The sequence below is a fragment of the Alphaproteobacteria bacterium genome (assembly GCA_016699735.1).
Lineage (GTDB): Bacteria > Pseudomonadota > Alphaproteobacteria > Micavibrionales > Micavibrionaceae > JAGNKE01.
The window spans coordinates 1,118,763-1,136,122 of record CP065008.1; the positions used below are offsets into that span (position 1 = coordinate 1,118,763).

A 17,360-nucleotide genomic window follows, 5' to 3' on the forward strand; every position below is an offset into this window, starting at 1 on the left:
CTTCGCAGCTTCGCGATGAAATCACTCAACGCTCAGGCCTTGAACCTCGATCACCTTCACCCGGCTGGTCTCGCCGCGCACGAGTGTAATCGCGCTTTTCGGAATCCCCCAGTGCTTGGCCAGAAGCTTGACCAGAGCCGCGTTCGCCTTGCCCTTTTCCGGCGCGGCGGTGACGGAAACGCGAAGGAACCGCGCCCCGGCGGCATCAGTTTCCCACCCGGCCACCTCGTTTTTCCGCGCACCGGGCGTCAGTTTCACCGTGATCCGCGCCATTTTTTGCCCCATAAATAAACCTAAGCCCTAAGAATATATTGCCTTTTTGCCGCTTTGTCTTTATCACTCCACCCCGCAAAGGAGCCTGAACATGGACTACAGGACATCGCAGAGACTCAAGGGACTTTTAAAGGCCGTCGGCCTGACCGGACTGTTCGCCATCGGGATGCACGAACCCGAAGAGGCCCGCCCGGACCCGCAAGCGAGAATCGAAAACTACCAGCGCAGCCATGGCTGCACCGAAGACCAGATCGCCAGATACAAGGAAGACGGCATCCCGCCCCACTGCCCGGAGAAATAGGCGGCTCTTAAAAACGCTATAAGTTTTGAAGACGCGATTTCATTCCATAAGCAACAGTTTCATGTATATTCTCTGGAAAGTCAGAGGGAAGCCGTTCTTCGATTTTCTGTATGGCTCTTTCTGCCGTATCTGAAATTTCCTCCAAAGCTTCTTGTGCGATATAGGAGGGCAACCCGGCACGCTCTGCCGTTTGCGAAAAATGCCGTCCTTGAATGTCTTCCATTCTGTAATGCCTGTTATCTCCCACTGACATCGCCATTTTCATTTCCTTATTCCTGAGCTGTAATGCGTTATAATAAGGCTGTACTGTCAAAACATCATAAAGAGGCGTAAGCTGGAAACTCCCCCCCGAACCTAGAAACAGGCTGAAATTTTTTGCATGACCGTCCGTTGCTCCGATTAACCAGAATAAAATTTGTGCCTTCAAGAACAGTTTTTGATCATGTGCTGGTCGATCACTTCCTTTTAAAAGGTTTAAAATTTCAGCCATACTTGGCTGTTTTTCTTTCGAGGGTCTACTGTCGTTCTGATACTTCCGGCTTGGGGGAATAGACAAAGCCTGGCAGCAATCTTCTTGCGGAACACGCAATAACAAACCTTTCTCGGACCGTTTGCGGTCAAAACGTTCAATCACCAAGGACTTGGTGTTTCCAAACGTTTTGATTTTTGCCTTGTTGACGGGAATCCCGAAAGCGTCCATCAAGGCCAAACAGTAAAACTCGTTTTCTACGCTATTGGAGAGATCAATACTATTCAGCCGTCCAATCTGCGTTTTCAAAATGTGCGTTGTGGGTGTTGGACCTGAAGGGCGAATCCATTGTCCTTCATGATACAAAAGGGCTGTTTTTTCCTGCGCTCCTGCAACAGAAATGCGAAAATCATCGTCTCTGTTCAATCCCAAGGGAGCACGGGAAAGATTATTTAAAATACGCTCGATTTCGTTGTCACTAACGGCTTCGCCTTTAATTGAGCGTAAATCAGAGAAATCAATATCCGCACCTTCAGGAAAAAACTGCAGCGCACCAACGCAATCACGACCGATTTGCGTCAGGAGGCTGTAAGCATCCGTCCCCTCTGCGCCGACTTTTTCCGCTACCCTTGATCTTAAATCCTCGGAGTCCGGTAACAGATTTTCAAAAACGGCAACAACGGGTGCGCCTTTAAAGGCGTCCTCTCGTAGGGGTAATGATAAGGAAACCGGATAGGCGCTTTTATTCGAAAGCCATTTTTCTTCATAAATAAACTCTACAGCACCGCTTGTTTGTTTGGAGAGATAGCCAACGATTTCTCCATTTTGATAGACGTGCAAACGAGGATGGGTGCGAGTCCGTGCCATTATTCTGCTTCCTCACTAAAAAGCAGATCAAAGGTACTTCTTCTTTGAGTGATTTTAATCTCTAGATTGAGTGCGGAAAGCACGGCTAAAATTGTTTCCAGTTTTGCGGCTGGATTCCCTTTCTCAATCAGGGAGATTGTCTCTTGTCGTAGTCCAGATTTTTCGCCCAGTTCGGATTGGCTCATGCCGAGCTTCTTACGCGCACGGCGAAGGGCATTTCCAATTTGTTCTGGGCTACGGGCGAGTTCAGCCATAATGATACTCCTTAAGATAAATTATGCGCCAAATAGCATAATATAACAATATGTGATATAGAGCATAATCTTATTTTATTTGATTTAACGCATAAATAAAAAACAAATAGTTAAAATTAGGCTATAGACTCGTGGGTTGAACGGCTGCGTAAACCGCTCTAGACTTTCGGTATGGCAAATATCCACATCATCAAGCTCGTCGTCGGGGTCGAGGATCTCAAGGATTATTACGACTGGCAGAAGACGGAAATCTTCGATTACCACGGCCGCCCCGCCACCCCGTGCTGGACGCGCCACAGACCCACCCGCGCCGATGAAATCGTGAAAACCGGCGGCTCCCTCTACCGCGTCATTAAAAACCGCATCCGCTGCCGCCACGCCATCCTCGGCTTCGAAACGGTGCAGACCGCGCACAAGGGCACGATGTGCATGATCGTGCAATCCGCGCAAATGATCGAAACCATCGCCGCGCCGAAACGACCCTTTCAGGGCTGGCGCTACCTCAAACCCGCGGACGCGCCGCCGGATAAAGGCATCTATACCGGGCAGGACGAGGAGGACATCGCCCCCGAAATGGAGGAGGAACTGCGTCAGGCCGGGATTTTATAAAGCCTCAAAATCCAGCCCGGCTACCGCAGGCTCTTCTTCAGAAAATCAATCAGCAGCCGCACGCGCAGCGGCATATAGGGGCGGCTGGGCGTGACAAGCCAGATCGCCGTATCAAAATTATGCGCGGAGACTTGATAATCGGGGAACAAATTCACCAGCCGGCCCTCCCGAAGATCATCGTCGATCAGCCAGTTCACCAGAAGCGCGATTCCCGCCCCCTCCAGCGCGAGGGCGCGCAAGGCGGTGCCGTTGGTCAGGCAGTATCGCCCCGTGATTGGAACCTCCAGCAGCTTGCGATTGCGGATTTTAAATTTCCATTTATTGCGAAAGGTCGGCCAGTCGAAAATCAGGCAGGAATGATCCAGAAGATCGGAGGGATGCCGGGGTCGCCCGTGCTTCTTGAGATAATGCGGGCTGGCGACAACCCTGTAGGAGGTTTTGAGCAGCTTTGTGCCGATGAAGGAGGAATCGTCCAACTCGCCGTGCCGGATAGCCACGTCGATACGTTCGGACACCAGATCGACGACCTGATCGCTCAGGATATAATCGAGGGTGATGTCAGGATATTGCTCCATGAACGCATGAACAGCGGGAAGAAGAATTTTATTCCCGAACGTCACGGAGGAAGTCATCCGTATGTTTCCCGCAGGCTTTTGTTGCACGTCATGGGCGTTTTCGGCGGCCTGTTTCAGGTCATCAAGGATCGGCACGATTTTGTTGAAATAGGCTTCACCGGCTTCGGTCAGGGAAACTTTCCGCGTCGTACGGTGGAACAGGCGGATGTGCAGCCTGTCTTCCAGTGAGGCGACCGCCCGCGAGATCGAGGAGGGCGCGACATTGCGCTCCTGCGCGACGGAGGCAAAGTTACGCTTTTGAGCCACCGCAATAAAGATATCAATCTCCTGAATGCTCATTATTGCATTATACGCAACAATCAAATGCAAACCAATGTATTTATTTCAGGGCGAGGTTTTCCCATAGTTTGAGCGCTTCGGTAACACAGTCATCAGGGAGTAAAAACAATGGGAAAAATGATAGAAGTACATATGGTGGACGCCTTTACCCGGACTGTGAATGAGGGGAACAGGGCCGGAGTTGTTTTCGACGCCGACGGGCTGACCGCCGATGAAATGCAGCGCATAGCGGCCTTTGCTAACGTCTCGGAAACGGCCTTTGTCGTGGGGTCGAAGGACAAAGCCTCGCATGACGTCGAGGTGCGGTATTTCACCCCGACCAGTGAAGTGCCGATTTGCGGGCACGCCACGATCGCCACGCATTTCCTGCGCGCCAGGAAATATGATCTGGGCGAAACGCGGGTTCTGGCCAAGACCGGAATTGGCGTCCTGCCTGTTGATATCGTCAGGGACGGCGGCGAGACGAAAGTCATCATGACGCAGGGAACGCCGGAAATGGGGGCCGTTCTATCGCAACCTCAAAAGGAAAGGTTATTGAGGGCGATGGGGATTTCCGAAGACGACCTGGCAGAAAATCTTCCCGTTCAGGTGACGTCAACAGGCCATTCGAAAGTGATGATCCCGCTGCGCGATCGGGAGACCGTCCACAGAATATCGCCCGATCTGCAGATGCTCAAAGATATCAGTCATGAAATCGACAGCGATGGTTTTTATGTGTTCTCCATCGAGGGGCCGGACCATCCCTATAAGACGCATGGACGGATGTTCGCCCCCGCCATCGGCATAGCCGAAGATCCGGTCACGGGCAATGCGAACGGGCCTGCGGGGTTATATCTGGCGCATCATGGTCTTCTGCAATTTGATGAAAGCCTGAGCTACCGGGCCATTCAGGGCGAAGCGATGGGCAAGCCGGGAGTAGTGGAGGTCATATTGCAAAAGGACGCAGGCGAGGTCTCGCTGGTGCAGGTCGCCGGAACGGCAATCGAAGCGCAGACCCTGACCTATGAACTCTAAGAGAACCTCTCAGAGGCTCTCGAAATCCAGCCCGATATCGAGCGCGGGAGCGGAATGCGTCAGCGCTCCGACGGAGATGTAATCCACCCCCGTCTCGGCAATCGCCTTCACGGTTTCAAGCGTGACGCCGCCCGAGGCTTCGGTCACCAGCACTCTGTTGACTGTTTTCACGGCATTTTTCAGGTCGGGCAGGGCAAAATTATCGAACATCACCACGTCAACCCCGCCGTGCTTTTTCTGGAACGCCAGCACTTCGTCGAGCTGCGCGAGGGAATCCACCTCGATCTCGATCCGCACCATGTGGCCGGAATTCTGCTGCGCCAGCCGCAGCGCGTTCTCAATCCCGCCCGCAACGGCGATATGATTGTCCTTAATCAGGATCGCATCGTCCAGCCCGAAACGGTGGTTATGCCCGCCGCCCATCCGCACAGCGTATTTCTGCAGCGCCCGCAGGCCCGCCAGCGTCTTGCGCGTATCGCAGATTTTGGCGTTCGTTTTCCGCACGGCCTCGACATACTGGCGTGTCAGTGTCGCGATGCCCGACAGATGGATCAGGAAATTCAGCGCCACCCGCTCGGCGGTGAGAATGGCGGAGGCATCGCCGGAAAGGGCGGCGATCGTCTGCCCCGGTTTCAAAAGCGCGCCGTCCTGAACTTCGAGGTCGATCCGCGCATCGGGGACGCTCAGGGCAAACGCCATCATCGCGGGCGTAAGCCCCGCCAAAACCCCGGATTTTCGGGCCTTCAGCACGGCCCGCGCCTGCGTTCCCGGCGCAACCACGGCCTTTGAGGTGATGTCGTGCCCGTGGCCCAGATCTTCGGCCAGCGCGGCGCGGACGGCCTGTTCAACGAGAAGGGGAGAAAGATCCATGGAACGGCATCCTTGTGTTATCCAAAGATGTTCTAACATAAAGATATGGGAAAACAAACGGTTAAGGGGGATGTTTAGCTGAGTTCCAGCATCCGCAGGACGGATGTCTTGGCCCGCGCCGAAATTTCGGGATCGACGATCACTTCCGGTTGCTCGGTCTGCAGCGCCTTGAGGATTTTCGGCAGGGTAATCCGCTTCATATGCGGGCACATCTGGCAGGTGCCGATCATCTCGACGTTCGGATTCGCGGCGGCGATATTATCGCTCATCGAACATTCGGTCATCAGCATCGCCCGTTTCGGCTGCTTCTCCTTGATGAAGACATCCATCTGGGCGGTCGAGCCGGAATAATCGGATTCCGCGATAACCTCCGGCGGGCATTCCGGATGCGCCAGCACGACGATGTTATCGTAACGGGAGCGCATATCCTTGATATCCTTGGGCGTAAACCGCTCATGCACCATGCAGGTGCCTTCCCAGTAAATGATTTTAACATCGGTGGCCGCCGCGACATTCTGCGCCAGATATTTATCCGGCGTCATGATGACGGTATCATGCCCCATTTTGCCCAAAGCATTGACGATCTTCAAAGCGTTGGAGGAGGTGCAGCACACATCCGACTCCGCCTTCACATCGGCGGAGGTATTGACGTAGGTCACGACGGGAATCCCCGGATATTTTTCTTTGAGTGCGCGAACGTCCGCGCCCGTGATCGATTCCGACAGCGAACATCCGGCCAGCTTGTCGGGAATGACGACCTTTTTCTCGGGGCAGAGAATCTTCGACGTTTCCGCCATGAAATGCACGCCGCACTGGATAATCAGGTCGGCGCTGGTCTTCGCCGCCTCCTGCGCCAGCTTAAGCGAGTCGCCGACGATATCGCCGACGCCGAAGAAAATATCCGGCGTCATGTAGTTATGCGCCAGAATAACAGCGTTCTTTTCTTTTTTCAGGCGGTTGATTTCGTAGACGTAAGGAGCCAGCGACTTCCAATGGTCCATCGCGTAATGGCGGGACAGCGTCTGGTAAACTGTTTCCGTTGCCGCTGCGACCTCTGGCGTATAATCCAAGCGCTGCGTTTCCATGGTTTTAACCTTAACAGGACAGCAATATTGGCGCTATATTCCACATTCAGACATGAAGGTCAAGGAAATGACGGATTTATTTGCGCCCAAGATAGAGAAGACAGCGGAGAAATCGGCAGGAAAGCAAGGCAAACGGCCCTTGGCCGACCGCCTGCGCCCCGCGGAGCTGGCCGATGTGGTAGGGCAGGATCATCTGCTCGGCCCCGGTGGCCCCTTGCGGAAAATGGCCGACTCGGGGGTTCTCGCCTCCATGATCCTCTGGGGGCCGCCCGGTTGCGGCAAGACAACGCTCGCCCGTATCCTCGCCCGCCACAGCGGCCTGCATTTCGAGCAGATTTCGGCGATCTTCAGCGGCGTGGCCGACCTCAGGCGGGTGTTCGACTCGGCCCGAATCCGGCATCAGAACGGGCAGGGGACGCTGCTGTTCGTAGACGAGATTCACAGATTTAACAAATCGCAGCAGGACGCATTCCTCCCCGTGATGGAGGACGGCACGATCACCCTGATCGGCGCGACCACGGAAAACCCGTCCTTCGAACTCAACGCCGCGCTCCTCTCCCGCGCACAGGTCTTTGTGCTCAAACGCCTCGACGAAGCCGCGCTGGATTCCCTGATCGAACGCGCCGAAAAAGAAGCCGGAGAAAAACTCCCTCTGACCTCCGAAGCCCGCGATCTGCTGAAGACTCTCGCCGACGGCGACGGGCGCTATATCCTTTCGATGGCGGAACAGATTCTCTCACAAAACAGCATCCCCGCGAAAGCGGGGATCCAGATAACCGCGCAAGATTTGCTAGAACTCGTCCAGCGCCGCGCACCCCTCTATGACAAGGGCGACGACGCGCACTATAACCTCATCTCCGCCCTGCATAAAACGGTCAGAGGGTCGGACGCCGATGCCGCCCTCTACTGGTTTGCGCGGATGCTGGCGGGCGGCGAAGACCCGCGCTATATCGCCCGCCGCATGGTGCGTATGGCCGTGGAGGATATCGGCCTCGCCGAGCCGCAGGCGCTGCAAACAACGCTCGCCGCGTGGGAGGCTTATGAAAGGCTGGGCAGCCCCGAAGGCGAACTCGCCCTCGCGCAGGCGTTGGTGTTTCTGGCGACCGCCCCGAAATCGAACGCCGCCTACACCGCCTATAAATCCGCAGTCAAATCGGCGAAGGAAACCGGCTCCCTCATGCCGCCCAAACATATCCTCAACGCCCCCACGAAACTGATGAAAACCGAAGGCTACGGCGCGGGATACGCCTACGACCACGACGCGCCGGATTCCTTCAGCGGCCAGAACTATTTCCCCGACGGCATGAAGCGCGAGGAATTTTACAAACCCGTCGAGCGCGGCTTTGAACGTGAGATCAAAAAAAGGCTGGAGTACTGGAGCAAGCTCCGCAGCGAACGCGGGGGGAAATCATGACCCGCAAGAAACCCTCAAGGAGAAAACGCAGCGCCGTCGCCAAAGACCTCTACACGCCGAAATACAAGCAGCGCGTCGTTGAACTGAAAACGCGATATCGCCGGAAAAAGAAGAAATCAGACCCAGGTGACGAGGACTAATTTTTCCCCTTCCCCTCCGTCATCACCAGCGCGATCCCGCTCCCCACAATAATCCCCGCGCCGAGCAGCATATGCGCCTCCGGCACGTCCCCGAACCACAGCGCCCCGAAAATCAGCGCCCAGATCATCTGCAGATAGTTGAACGGCGAGATGACCGCATAGGGCGCAATCCGAAACGCGCTGGCGATGCAGCTCAGCCCCGTCGTCACCATGATCCCCGCCAGAATGAACAAAGGAAGATCGGCCAGTGCCGGCCCGTCGCCGCCCCAAAGCGCCAGCGGCAGGTAGACCAGCGTCGAAAACCCGCTGGGATAGAACGAGAGCGAAAGAACCGTCTCCTCCGGCCCCAGCTTGCGCGCCAATAGCCCGAGCAAGGCGACAAAGAAACTCGCGCCGAAGGCGGCCAGAATCCAGAGATTATACCCCCCCGTTCCCGGCGGAAACGCCACAAGGATGCCCGAAAACCCCATTCCGATAATCAGCCAGCTTTTAAGATTAACCTTCTCCCCGTGGACCGGAATGGCCAGAAGCGTGACGATAAAGGGCGTCAGGAACAAAACCGTATAGGCGGTCGCCAGCGGCAGGTGCGCGAACGCATTCACCACCAGAAAGGCGATAAAGACATTGGCGATCCCGCGCCCGGTATGGAATTTAAGTTTCGGGGTCTTGATCGTCCGCCCGATCCCGCCCAGCAGGGGCGAGAGAGCCAGCCCGCACAGCACCGAAAACAGGCTGGTATAGGCGATGACCGTGCTCACGGAATAACTCTGCGCCAGCCATTTACAGGACGCATCGGACACCGAAAAGGCGCTGAACCCGCAGATGGCCAGAAAAATCCCCTTTTGTGTGGTGCTTAAACCGCTTAACATGATGGCGCTGATCGTCTATAAGGCGCAGGCAGTCTATGAGGTTTATATGTTCAGCACAATAGTCGCGGTCGCAACCGGAGGAGCCATCGGCTCCATCGCCCGCTACGGCGTCAATATCGGCGCAGGCCATTTTCTCGGCCCGCAATATCCGTGGGGGACAATCATCGTGAACATCGTCGGCTCCTTCCTCATGGGCCTCCTGATTGTCAAATTCTCGCAGATGGACGGGGTTTCGAATAATCTGCGCTCCTTCTTCACCACCGGCGTCCTCGGCGGATTCACGACGTTTTCGGCCTTCTCTCTGGATGCCGCCACCATCTTCGAGCGCGGCGAAACAATCGGCGCGTTAAGTTACGTTCTGGCCAGCGTGATCCTCTCCATTCTGGCCTTGTTCGCCGGACTTTGGCTGATGCGGGGTCTGGCCACATGAGAAACGTCAAGCATTTCAAGGTGACCGCCGACGATAACGGCCAGCGCCTCGACCGCTGGATCAAGGCCAGAGTACCCGAACTTTCCTACGGCCTCGCCCAGAAACTGATGCGGAAGGGCCAGATACGCGTGGATTCCAAACGCGCCAAGCCCGATATGCGCCTGGAGGAGGGGCAGGACATCCGCATCCCCATGCCCGACGCCAAGGAAATCGCAGCCAAGAAGCATCAGGAGCATAAGCGCAAGCTCTCCCCCGCCGATATCGACTTCATCCGCTCCCTCGTGATTTATGACGACGGCGATGTGATCGCGCTGAACAAACCCTACGATCTCGCCGTGCAGGGCGGAACCAAGACCCGCCGCCATGTTGATGGCTTGCTCCCCGGCCTCAAGAACGAACTGGGCGTGGTGCCGCGCCTCGTCCACAGGCTGGATAAGGACACCAGCGGAGTCCTGCTTCTTGCCCGCTCGGCCGAAGCCGCCCGCAGGCTGGGCGCCATGTTCAAAGGCCGGGAAGTCAAGAAAATCTACTGGGCCTTGATCGCCCCCGTCCCCGAACACCACAGCGGGACCATCCGCGCCGGAATCCTCAAGGGCGAGGGCGGACGCAAGGAAAAGATGCTGGTCGATGACGATAAGGGCAAATCCGCGGTCACCGAGTACGCCATTCTGGAAACCGCCGGAAAGGATGCCGCCTTCGCTGCCTTCTGGCCGCGCACGGGCCGTACGCATCAAATTCGCGTCCACGCGCAGCTCATCGGCTGCCCGATTATCGGGGACAGAAAATACAAGAAAGAACGCCCGGAGCAGGAATTCGAGCATATCCCGGCAGAGGCCGATCTCGACCGCCTGGATATGTCCAGGCGCCTGCACCTCCACGCCCGCCGGGTGATCCTGCCCCACCCCCTGAAAAAGGGCCGGCTGGATATTTCCGCCCCCCTGCCGCCCGAACTGCTCAAAAGCTGGCGTGTGCTGGGGTTTGAAACCAACAGCAAAACCGACCCCTTCGGGCATATGGACTGATCGCCCGTTCTGTGCCTTATTAGAGGAAATTGACTGGAGCAAAAGAGACGGGAATGACGACTGTAAGCGATCCGAAACTGCCTGGCAACGAAAGAGGCTACCTGACAGGGTTCCTTAAGTTTCTGTTTTTTATCATCGCCCTTGTCGCCGTTATGCTTACTGTCCTCTTCAACATGGGTGGGAGTTCGGATGTCCTAAAATCAAGCTTGGAGAAGTTTATCAGCGACACTTTCGGGGGCCGTCCGACTTTTATTGGAAGATTGCACAGGATCAGCTTTTTCCCGGTTGTTGGTGTGGACTTCGAAGAATTGCAGGTCCGGGAAACGCAAAGCACGCAGGAATTGTCATTATCCGCAAAAAAGTTCAAAGCCTTTGTAACGTTCTGGGGGATGATCGTAAAAAAAACTGAAATTACAGCCTTGTATATGGAAGATTTACGATTAAGGGGTGGATTTGTTGGTAAGCGTGATTTGACCATTGAGAAGATTTTTATTGATCACAACAAAGGCACAAAAAAGGCGGAGATCAACTCCAAGGGATCATTAGATAGCTTGCAATGGAGTCTGTCTTTAGGGATGGAGGTCTCTGGTTCTGTGGGAGGGTACAGGTACTCTTTTGGAAAAGACAGGCCGATCATTTTTACTATGGATAAAATGCATCTTTCCGCGACGATAACTGAGCAGATTGATGATTACATCAGTCTCGAGTCTTTATCGATGGGAGAGGACGAAGCGAATATGTCCGGCAACCTGTCAGTATCTCTTCTCGAAGGACAGCAAGTAAAGATCAATGGAAGATTGGTTACCCAGGACCAAAAAAACATTATGAAGCCGGATGTAATTATAGATTACTCCGTAAAGCCTATAAAAGTATCTGGGGAGATAGCCTTTTCTCAAATTGATACAGACAGCTTGAAAGGAAAGAACGGACCTTTCGCGCTTATCGACAAAGTTCATGAACTTGTCATTTTTCAGCCGGAAGTATCCGAGAGTGGCTCTACAGATCAGAAGACCGAAAATAAAGTTACCAACGAACAAGTTTATGTTTGTAACTACAGTTTCGATTTGAAAATAACGACTGAAGCTCAAAATAAAGAAAGTACAAACGAACAGGATCCGATAACTTATCAGGCGCAAAACAAGGGCCATCAGTTGAAAATAATTCCGGCTAAAGGAAACATACAACCTTACGAGGGACCGTGTGAGTCTCACCCGTTTTTCTAGTCCATAAAGTGTTTCAGGTAAGAGAGTGCAGCAGCTTTTTCAGGAAGTCATTACCACTAAAACGGACGAAGGCAATGTTTTCTTTGCTAATGGAAAGCCCCTGAGGACAAAAAAAGGAAAAATTCTTCGCGCTCCCAATGAGGAGATTGCCGCGGAAATCGTAAGTGAATGGAAGTCTCAAAAAGTGAAAGTGGCGATCGAGACGATGCCCTTCACCCACATTCTGAATACAAAAATTGACAGGGTTGCCTCTGGCCGCAACGCTGTAATTGCGGGATTGCTGAAGTACATTGATACGGATTTGATTTGTTATTACGCGCCCGGCCCCCAGGAATTAGTGATGCTGCAGAGACAAAGGTGGGACCCGTTCAGGCTATGGTTCTCACAACATTTCGCGTGTGAATTAAAGACCACCGATAGTCTTCAGGCTCAACTTCAGCCCGAAAAAGCAAAACAGGCGGTTTTCGAGAAAATGGGCAAAATGAACGACGATATTCTGACATTGTTGTTATGGGTGGCATCTTTGGGCGGATCGTTGGTAATGGCTTTGGCGTTTGTTCAGCAAGCCTTCGGCACTGAGCAGATATTGCACTCAAGATTTGTTGATGAAGACTACAGGACCAGCTTACTCAATGCCGCAGGCATTCAGGAGGAGCATCAGGAATTCATTTTGACTAAAGGCAGGGTAAGAAAAGATCTGGAGGCTTCATCAAAATATCTCCTGAGTATTCTTTAACTCCCATAAGAACTTTTTGCCTGTTTGAAAATGACGAAGCAGAAAATAAGCATTAGATAGCACAAGCTTCCTATCATCAGAGTCTTGTCGATTCCTATCGCTATATTAAGGGCAATCCCGATTGTGCTTCCAAAAATTCCCGCTGCGCCGTTAATGCCCCAGAGCCAGGCCGTAGAGCGCCGATCAAAACGCTCAGCGATCATCAAGCCGGTGGGGAACCCAAAGCCCATAAGCATACCCGCAGGAAAAATCATGGCGACACTCACAAGAATCCGCTCCAATAGCTCCGATTCAGCATAATGGTTAAAAATTGAGGGCAGGAGAAAGGCAACGCAAATACAATAGCCCGATGTAAGAACAGCCCAGATAAACTGTGAAGTAAAATTTGAAAGCGGAATTTTATCGGAAATCAGACTTCCTATTCCTGCAGACAGAATGAGGCTGAACAAGACGATGCTGAGGCCGTAGATGGGATGCCCAAGGAACACGCCCAGCGCCTGAAGGAACGAGATCTCGATAAGCATGAAGCCTAGGCCGATCAGGAAAAAATAAAGTGTACTGCCCTTGAAGAAAGATGACCTTTTGTCATCGAGAGTCTTGAGCAGCGGAATAACGATGACAAGGAGAGCCATAACAAAAGAGAAAACCACGATAATATAAAGATTAAGCAGCGCCTTGGCTTGCCCGTTCATAATAAGATCCTGTTCGGGCTTGGAGTAAATGACCTTCTTGATAATATCAATAGGCTTGCTTAGGCGGGCCTGACTGAAAAAGAAAGGCCGCATATCTGTAGACGGTGACACATCAAGAACCTGCTTCTCTGCAATTTTATAGAGTTCATCGGCAGATTGAGCCTGCGCAACGGCACCAAGAGTTCCGCCTGGAAGGGGTTGATCAGGCAGCATAGAGAGTTCAAATCCCTTGTCTAAAGCGGTCTTCTTGAGAGCTTCAATCTGCTCCAGAGTAAAAGGGCTTTTTGAAACGAGGAGAGTGGAAATAAGATGAGAATGGATGATCGCCATATGTTTACGGACATCCTTAACTCCGAGATTAAAAAGGGCGTTCATTGCCACAGAAACGGTGCGGGTGAATTCCGACTCGGTATCCTTGGCCCAGCGGCTGACGGTAAAGACGCCGTGATCACTTAAATCATTAATGAAAACCTGCCATGCCTCCACCGTATAGAGACCGTTTTCAGAAAGCGCGAATGCTCCAGCCCCCGTGGAGGCCCAAGTATCGATGAGGCTCATCTGGATAACGTCGAGCTTTTCTGTATTTTGTCTGAACCAGCTCCGCGCCTCATGAGTGAAAATGGAAACGCCGGGTAACTTATATAGATTAGAGTAGTCGCGGTAGGAGGGATGCTGGGTAAGAAGGTGGATTTGTATCGGGTTTACGTCCATGGCCCAGACTTTTTCTAGCCCGAAATATTTGGCGGATAGAAGATCACGTCCGCCGCCGACACCGATGATCGCTGCCTTCTTCAACCCCGGCAGACTGTAAGCGATATTGGTAACGTCAAACTCAAGGTACTTGTGTTTGGAAAAGTCGCCGTCAAACTTGGTAATCGGGGTTGACGCGTCGCCGTCGATATAAAGCTCCTGATATGTTGCTTTATATTCCGTCGGAAGCAGAGGAGAGCGGCCCCAAAGAAAGGGTCTTTGGTTCTCGCGTTCTTTAGAAATGATCACGCGGGAAATAGGATTCCATTTCTCATAATTCATCATGGAACGGGTGACCGTGGCACTCTTGAAGAAGACCGTATAAAGAAACGGCTGAGGCAAAAGAATGTTGGCGCAGGCGATGCAGAAAAACAAAAGGGAGAAAGCCAGAGAAAGGTTCCTCAGGCGAAAGGTGCTGGTTCCCAAGCGAAAACTGTCGCCTTCAATATTTGGGGCTGCGAAACAAAGAGCAACGAGGAAAGACAGGCTCGTCAAAAAAAGAACGCCCGTGGGAGTATCGACAACCTCCATAACACCCAAAACGAAAAGACAGCCCAGGCCAGCCCCAAGAAGATCAACGCCGTAGACCTTGCCAATAGGATAGGGGGAGCGGGTCAAGCACGTCGTAATGACGATGCCGGCATGATAGTAAGCGGCGCTGATCATGACCGCCACAACTGGCAGGTTCATAAGCGTACGCGAGATTTTTTCCGAGACGATAGGAATATAAATCTGTGCTAAAAGCCCTATGACGATAAAGAACGCGAAAGCAATGGAGTGCCTTCGGGCGACGAGGGTGAAGTTATCGCGGTAATATTGCTCATCACCCCTGTAAATCTTAAGGGCGCCGAGCGTGAGTCCGAACATGGCGATGCTGATGACGACGAAGGAAAGATGGTACCAGGCGACGACAGAAAAAATCCGCGACTGCATGATCTGAAGAGCCATGACCATGCCTGAAATCAGAAACACGCCGGCGTAGAACGAGAAGCTCTTGTTATTATTCATGGAAAATCGGACCCCGCCTAATAAAAATTATATGGATTCAACAAAACACTCACTGAGGCGGTTGTCCTTTTAAGGCGTAAGCCAATCCCCGGAACATTCGAAACAAAAAATATAAGATTATCGGAGCAATGACAATAACCGAAGCGATTCTGAAGCCGGATTTGTTCGCGTCTGTAAATGAAGACATACAAGGGCTTAGCTCGCCAGAAGCCATGCAGGGATCAAGGGGGCTGATCTCCAGGGAACCGGCTTGGAAAGAAAAAAGCAGGAAGGTCAGGGAAAAAATTAAAGAAAAAAGCAGAACGACAAGGCCTTTCCAGAAGGAGCCGATGATGTAGGTCATATGGCACCGAGTCAGGCTGTTTTCCTGCTCCTCCAGTCGAATATAGTAAGCGGAAAGAACCAGGCAAACTAGCACGGCGGTGCTCAAGTGACTTGTCCAAGGATGAGGGGCTAGGACAGAGAAGGTGGCGGCACAAAGCGCGGAGTAAAGACCGATAAGAAGAGGACTTTTTCCCGAGAAAGAAAAACTTAAACAATTCATGGAAAACTCTGCCTTTTGCAGCATAATACACCCTTTCTACCCCCGCCCGAACAGTTTTTCAATATCCCGCAGCGAGAGGGACAGATAGGTCGGCCGGCCGTGATTGCACTGCCCGGAGAGGGGCGTGGCCTCCATCTGGCGCAAAAGGGCGTTCATCTCCTCGGTATTCATCCGCCGCCCGGACCGCACCGATCCATGGCAGGATATCCGCGAAAGCACAGAATTCAGGCGGATTTCAAGGCTTTGCGTGGCCTGATCGGCGCAGAGTTCGTCCAGAATGTCCGCGACCAGCGCCTTAAAATCCGAGCGTGAACCCAGGAGCGCCGGAACGGCCTGGATAGCCACAGCCCCGGTCCCGAACGCCTCGATCTCAAGCCCCAGACGTTTAAGCGCCTCCGCCTGCTCGAGCAGCAGCCCCGCCTGCTCGTCGGAAAGGCTGAGGATTTCCGGCGTCAGCAGCCCTTGCCGCACGATCCCGCCATTCTCCATCTGTGCTTTTAATTTTTCATAAACAAGACGCTCATGGGCGGCGTGCTGATCGACGATCACCAGCCCCTCCGGCGTCTGCGCGATGATATAATTCTCGTGAATCTGCGCCCGTGCCGCGCCCAAGGGATAGGACGGATAGGCCTGCTCCTCCGCCAAGGGCAGAACACCGGACCCCGCCGGGGCCGACGGCGCGAACCCGTCCTCAAGGACGAGTTGTTCACGCTGCTCCGCAAGGTTGCTATAAGAACCGAAGGAGGAGGACCGCCCCCCCGCCCGCGTCAGGGGCAGGCCGGGGCCGTTCGCGGCATTTTGCGGCAGGCGGAAAGCCGACAAAGCCCCCGAAGCCACCGTGCTGGAGGTCGAAAACCCGCCCGCATGGATCGCCTGCTTCATCGCCCCGATCATCAGCCCGCGCACAAGGCCGGGATCGCGGAACCGCACCTCCGCCTTCGCCGGATGCACATTCACATCCACCTCCGTCGGCGGGCAGGTGAGGAAAAGCGCGACGACCGGATGCCGCTCCCGATGCAAAACGTCGGCATAGGCCACCCGCACACACGCGCCCAGCAGCTTGTCCCGCACGCTGCGCCCGTTCACGAACAGATATTGATGCTGCGCCGTGCCGCGGTGATAGGTCGGCAGCCCGATAAACCCCGACAGCGCAATCCCCTCGCGCTCGGAATCAATCAGCAGAGCATTTTCAGCAAAATCCTTGCCCAGTAGCGCGGCCAGCCGCTCAGGCAGGCTCTGCCCCGCGGGAAGCTTGAGAGCCGGCGTCTCGTCATGGATAAGCGTGAACCCGAGTGCCGGATAAGCCATGGCCAGACGGCTCACAATATCCTTGATCGCCATGAATTCCGCCCGCTCGCTTTTCTGGAATTTCAGCCGCGCAGGCGTGGAGAAAAACAGATCCTGCACGGTGATGCGCGTTCCCGCCGGAAGCGGGCAGGGCACAGGCTCACCTTTTTTCCCGGACACGCAGGTGATCTCCCACCCTTCGCCGTGCTGGGCGCTCTGCAACGTCAGGCGCGAAACCGACGCGATGGAGGCCAGCGCCTCCCCCCGGAACCCGAGATGCGCGATATTTAGCAAATCCTCATCGGGCAGCTTCGAGGTCGCATGGCGGTCCAGCGCTGCGATCATCTCCTCGCGGTCCATGCCGCCGCCATTATCGGAAATCGTCAGTGCGCTTTTTCCGCCGCCGCGAATATGCAGGTCGATCCGCGTCGCCCCCGCGTCGATGGAATTCTCGATCAGCTCCTTGACCGCGGAGGCCGGACGTTCGACGACCTCTCCGGCCGCGATCTGGTTGATCAAATGCTCAGGCAGATAACGGATACGCATAGGAAATTATTAACGCGGAAACGGCCCGGAGGGCAGCAAATGA

General features: G+C 54.0%; 19 protein-coding genes. 9 read left to right on the top strand and 10 right to left on the bottom strand.

The window, feature by feature from the left end; translation table 11 throughout:
• Window positions 1-21 precede the first annotated feature (21 nt).
• A complete protein-coding gene (locus IPN28_05375; protein QQS58253.1) occupies window positions 22-273 on the bottom strand; it encodes a DUF167 domain-containing protein in 252 nt (83 codons plus the stop codon).
• Between the two features lie 91 nt (window positions 274-364).
• On the opposite strand from IPN28_05375, the gene IPN28_05380 reads away from it, so the two are divergent.
• On the top strand, window positions 365-574 hold the full coding sequence (locus tag IPN28_05380; GenBank protein ID QQS58254.1) for a hypothetical protein: 210 nt from the start codon (window positions 365-367) through the stop codon (window positions 572-574).
• 16 nt (window positions 575-590) lie between these two features.
• Here the strand turns inward: IPN28_05380 and IPN28_05385 are convergent, their stop codons facing one another.
• Both IPN28_05385 and IPN28_05390 read right to left on the bottom strand, forming a co-directional pair.
• Complete coding sequence (locus IPN28_05385; GenBank protein ID QQS58255.1) at window positions 591-1,910, bottom strand: type II toxin-antitoxin system HipA family toxin; 1,320 nt, start codon at window positions 1,908-1,910, stop codon at window positions 591-593.
• Window positions 1,910-2,164: a helix-turn-helix transcriptional regulator gene (locus IPN28_05390; GenBank protein QQS58256.1), complete on the bottom strand. Its 255-nt coding sequence runs from the start codon at window positions 2,162-2,164 to the stop codon at window positions 1,910-1,912. Before IPN28_05390 ends, IPN28_05385 begins: the two co-directional genes overlap by 1 nt.
• A gap of 171 nt (window positions 2,165-2,335) precedes the next feature.
• Here IPN28_05390 and IPN28_05395 point away from each other — a divergent pair, with 171 nt between their 5' ends.
• Complete coding sequence (locus IPN28_05395; protein QQS58257.1) at window positions 2,336-2,773, top strand: DUF1489 domain-containing protein; 438 nt, start codon at window positions 2,336-2,338, stop codon at window positions 2,771-2,773.
• Between the two features lie 20 nt (window positions 2,774-2,793).
• Here IPN28_05395 and IPN28_05400 read toward each other — a convergent pair whose 3' ends face one another.
• Complete coding sequence (locus IPN28_05400; GenBank protein ID QQS58258.1) at window positions 2,794-3,687, bottom strand: LysR family transcriptional regulator; 894 nt, start codon at window positions 3,685-3,687, stop codon at window positions 2,794-2,796.
• 117 nt (window positions 3,688-3,804) lie between these two features.
• Here IPN28_05400 and IPN28_05405 point away from each other — a divergent pair, with 117 nt between their 5' ends.
• On the top strand, window positions 3,805-4,701 hold the full coding sequence (locus IPN28_05405) for a PhzF family isomerase (GenBank protein QQS58539.1): 897 nt from the start codon (window positions 3,805-3,807) through the stop codon (window positions 4,699-4,701).
• A gap of 9 nt (window positions 4,702-4,710) precedes the next feature.
• Here IPN28_05405 and nadC read toward each other — a convergent pair whose 3' ends face one another.
• Together nadC and nadA are read right to left on the bottom strand one after the other, a co-directional pair.
• On the bottom strand, window positions 4,711-5,571 hold the full coding sequence (gene nadC / locus IPN28_05410) for a carboxylating nicotinate-nucleotide diphosphorylase (GenBank protein QQS58259.1): 861 nt from the start codon (window positions 5,569-5,571) through the stop codon (window positions 4,711-4,713).
• A gap of 74 nt (window positions 5,572-5,645) precedes the next feature.
• Complete coding sequence (gene nadA, locus IPN28_05415) at window positions 5,646-6,656, bottom strand: quinolinate synthase NadA (GenBank protein ID QQS58260.1); 1,011 nt, start codon at window positions 6,654-6,656, stop codon at window positions 5,646-5,648.
• 67 nt (window positions 6,657-6,723) lie between these two features.
• On the opposite strand from nadA, the gene IPN28_05420 reads away from it, so the two are divergent.
• Together IPN28_05420 and IPN28_05425 are read left to right on the top strand one after the other, a co-directional pair.
• Window positions 6,724-8,070 carry a replication-associated recombination protein A gene (locus tag IPN28_05420; protein QQS58540.1) on the top strand — a complete coding sequence of 449 codons (1,347 nt, stop codon included), beginning with the start codon at window positions 6,724-6,726 and terminating at the stop codon, window positions 8,068-8,070.
• Window positions 8,067-8,210: a hypothetical protein gene (locus tag IPN28_05425; GenBank protein QQS58261.1), complete on the top strand. Its 144-nt coding sequence runs from the start codon at window positions 8,067-8,069 to the stop codon at window positions 8,208-8,210. The genes IPN28_05420 and IPN28_05425 overlap by 4 nt, the downstream gene beginning before the upstream one ends.
• On the opposite strand, the gene IPN28_05430 is transcribed toward IPN28_05425, so the two are convergent.
• On the bottom strand, window positions 8,207-9,079 hold the full coding sequence (locus tag IPN28_05430; protein ID QQS58262.1) for a DMT family transporter: 873 nt from the start codon (window positions 9,077-9,079) through the stop codon (window positions 8,207-8,209). The genes IPN28_05425 and IPN28_05430 overlap by 4 nt on opposite strands.
• A 46-nt stretch (window positions 9,080-9,125) precedes the next feature.
• Between IPN28_05430 and crcB the strand changes: the two genes are divergently transcribed.
• The 4 genes from crcB to IPN28_05450 are packed head-to-tail and all read left to right on the top strand — an operon-like array spanning window position 9,126 to window position 12,490.
• Window positions 9,126-9,509: a fluoride efflux transporter CrcB gene (gene crcB / locus IPN28_05435; protein QQS58541.1), complete on the top strand. Its 384-nt coding sequence runs from the start codon at window positions 9,126-9,128 to the stop codon at window positions 9,507-9,509.
• Window positions 9,506-10,531 (top strand): RluA family pseudouridine synthase, encoded by a 1,026-nt coding sequence (locus IPN28_05440; protein ID QQS58263.1) that lies wholly within the window; start codon window positions 9,506-9,508, stop codon window positions 10,529-10,531. The genes crcB and IPN28_05440 overlap by 4 nt, the downstream gene beginning before the upstream one ends.
• A 53-nt stretch (window positions 10,532-10,584) precedes the next feature.
• A complete protein-coding gene (locus IPN28_05445) occupies window positions 10,585-11,754 on the top strand; it encodes a hypothetical protein (GenBank protein ID QQS58264.1) in 1,170 nt (389 codons plus the stop codon).
• A 25-nt stretch (window positions 11,755-11,779) separates the two neighbouring features.
• The gene (locus IPN28_05450; protein QQS58265.1) at window positions 11,780-12,490 is read left to right on the top strand and encodes a hypothetical protein; all 711 of its coding nucleotides are present in this window, start codon (window positions 11,780-11,782) and stop codon (window positions 12,488-12,490) included.
• Here IPN28_05450 and IPN28_05455 read toward each other — a convergent pair.
• Genes IPN28_05455 through mutL form a run of 3 tightly spaced genes read right to left on the bottom strand, consistent with a single transcriptional unit; the run spans window position 12,487 to window position 17,317 of the window.
• The gene (locus tag IPN28_05455; GenBank protein ID QQS58266.1) at window positions 12,487-14,940 is read right to left on the bottom strand and encodes a hypothetical protein; all 2,454 of its coding nucleotides are present in this window, start codon (window positions 14,938-14,940) and stop codon (window positions 12,487-12,489) included. The two genes, IPN28_05450 and IPN28_05455, sit on opposite strands and share 4 nt — an antisense overlap.
• Window positions 14,941-14,989: 49 nt before the next feature.
• Window positions 14,990-15,508, bottom strand: a complete 519-nt coding sequence (locus IPN28_05460) for a hypothetical protein (GenBank protein QQS58267.1) — start codon at window positions 15,506-15,508, stop codon at window positions 14,990-14,992.
• 12 nt (window positions 15,509-15,520) lie between these two features.
• Window positions 15,521-17,317: a DNA mismatch repair endonuclease MutL gene (gene mutL, locus IPN28_05465; protein ID QQS58268.1), complete on the bottom strand. Its 1,797-nt coding sequence runs from the start codon at window positions 17,315-17,317 to the stop codon at window positions 15,521-15,523.
• Window positions 17,318-17,360 lie beyond the last annotated feature (43 nt).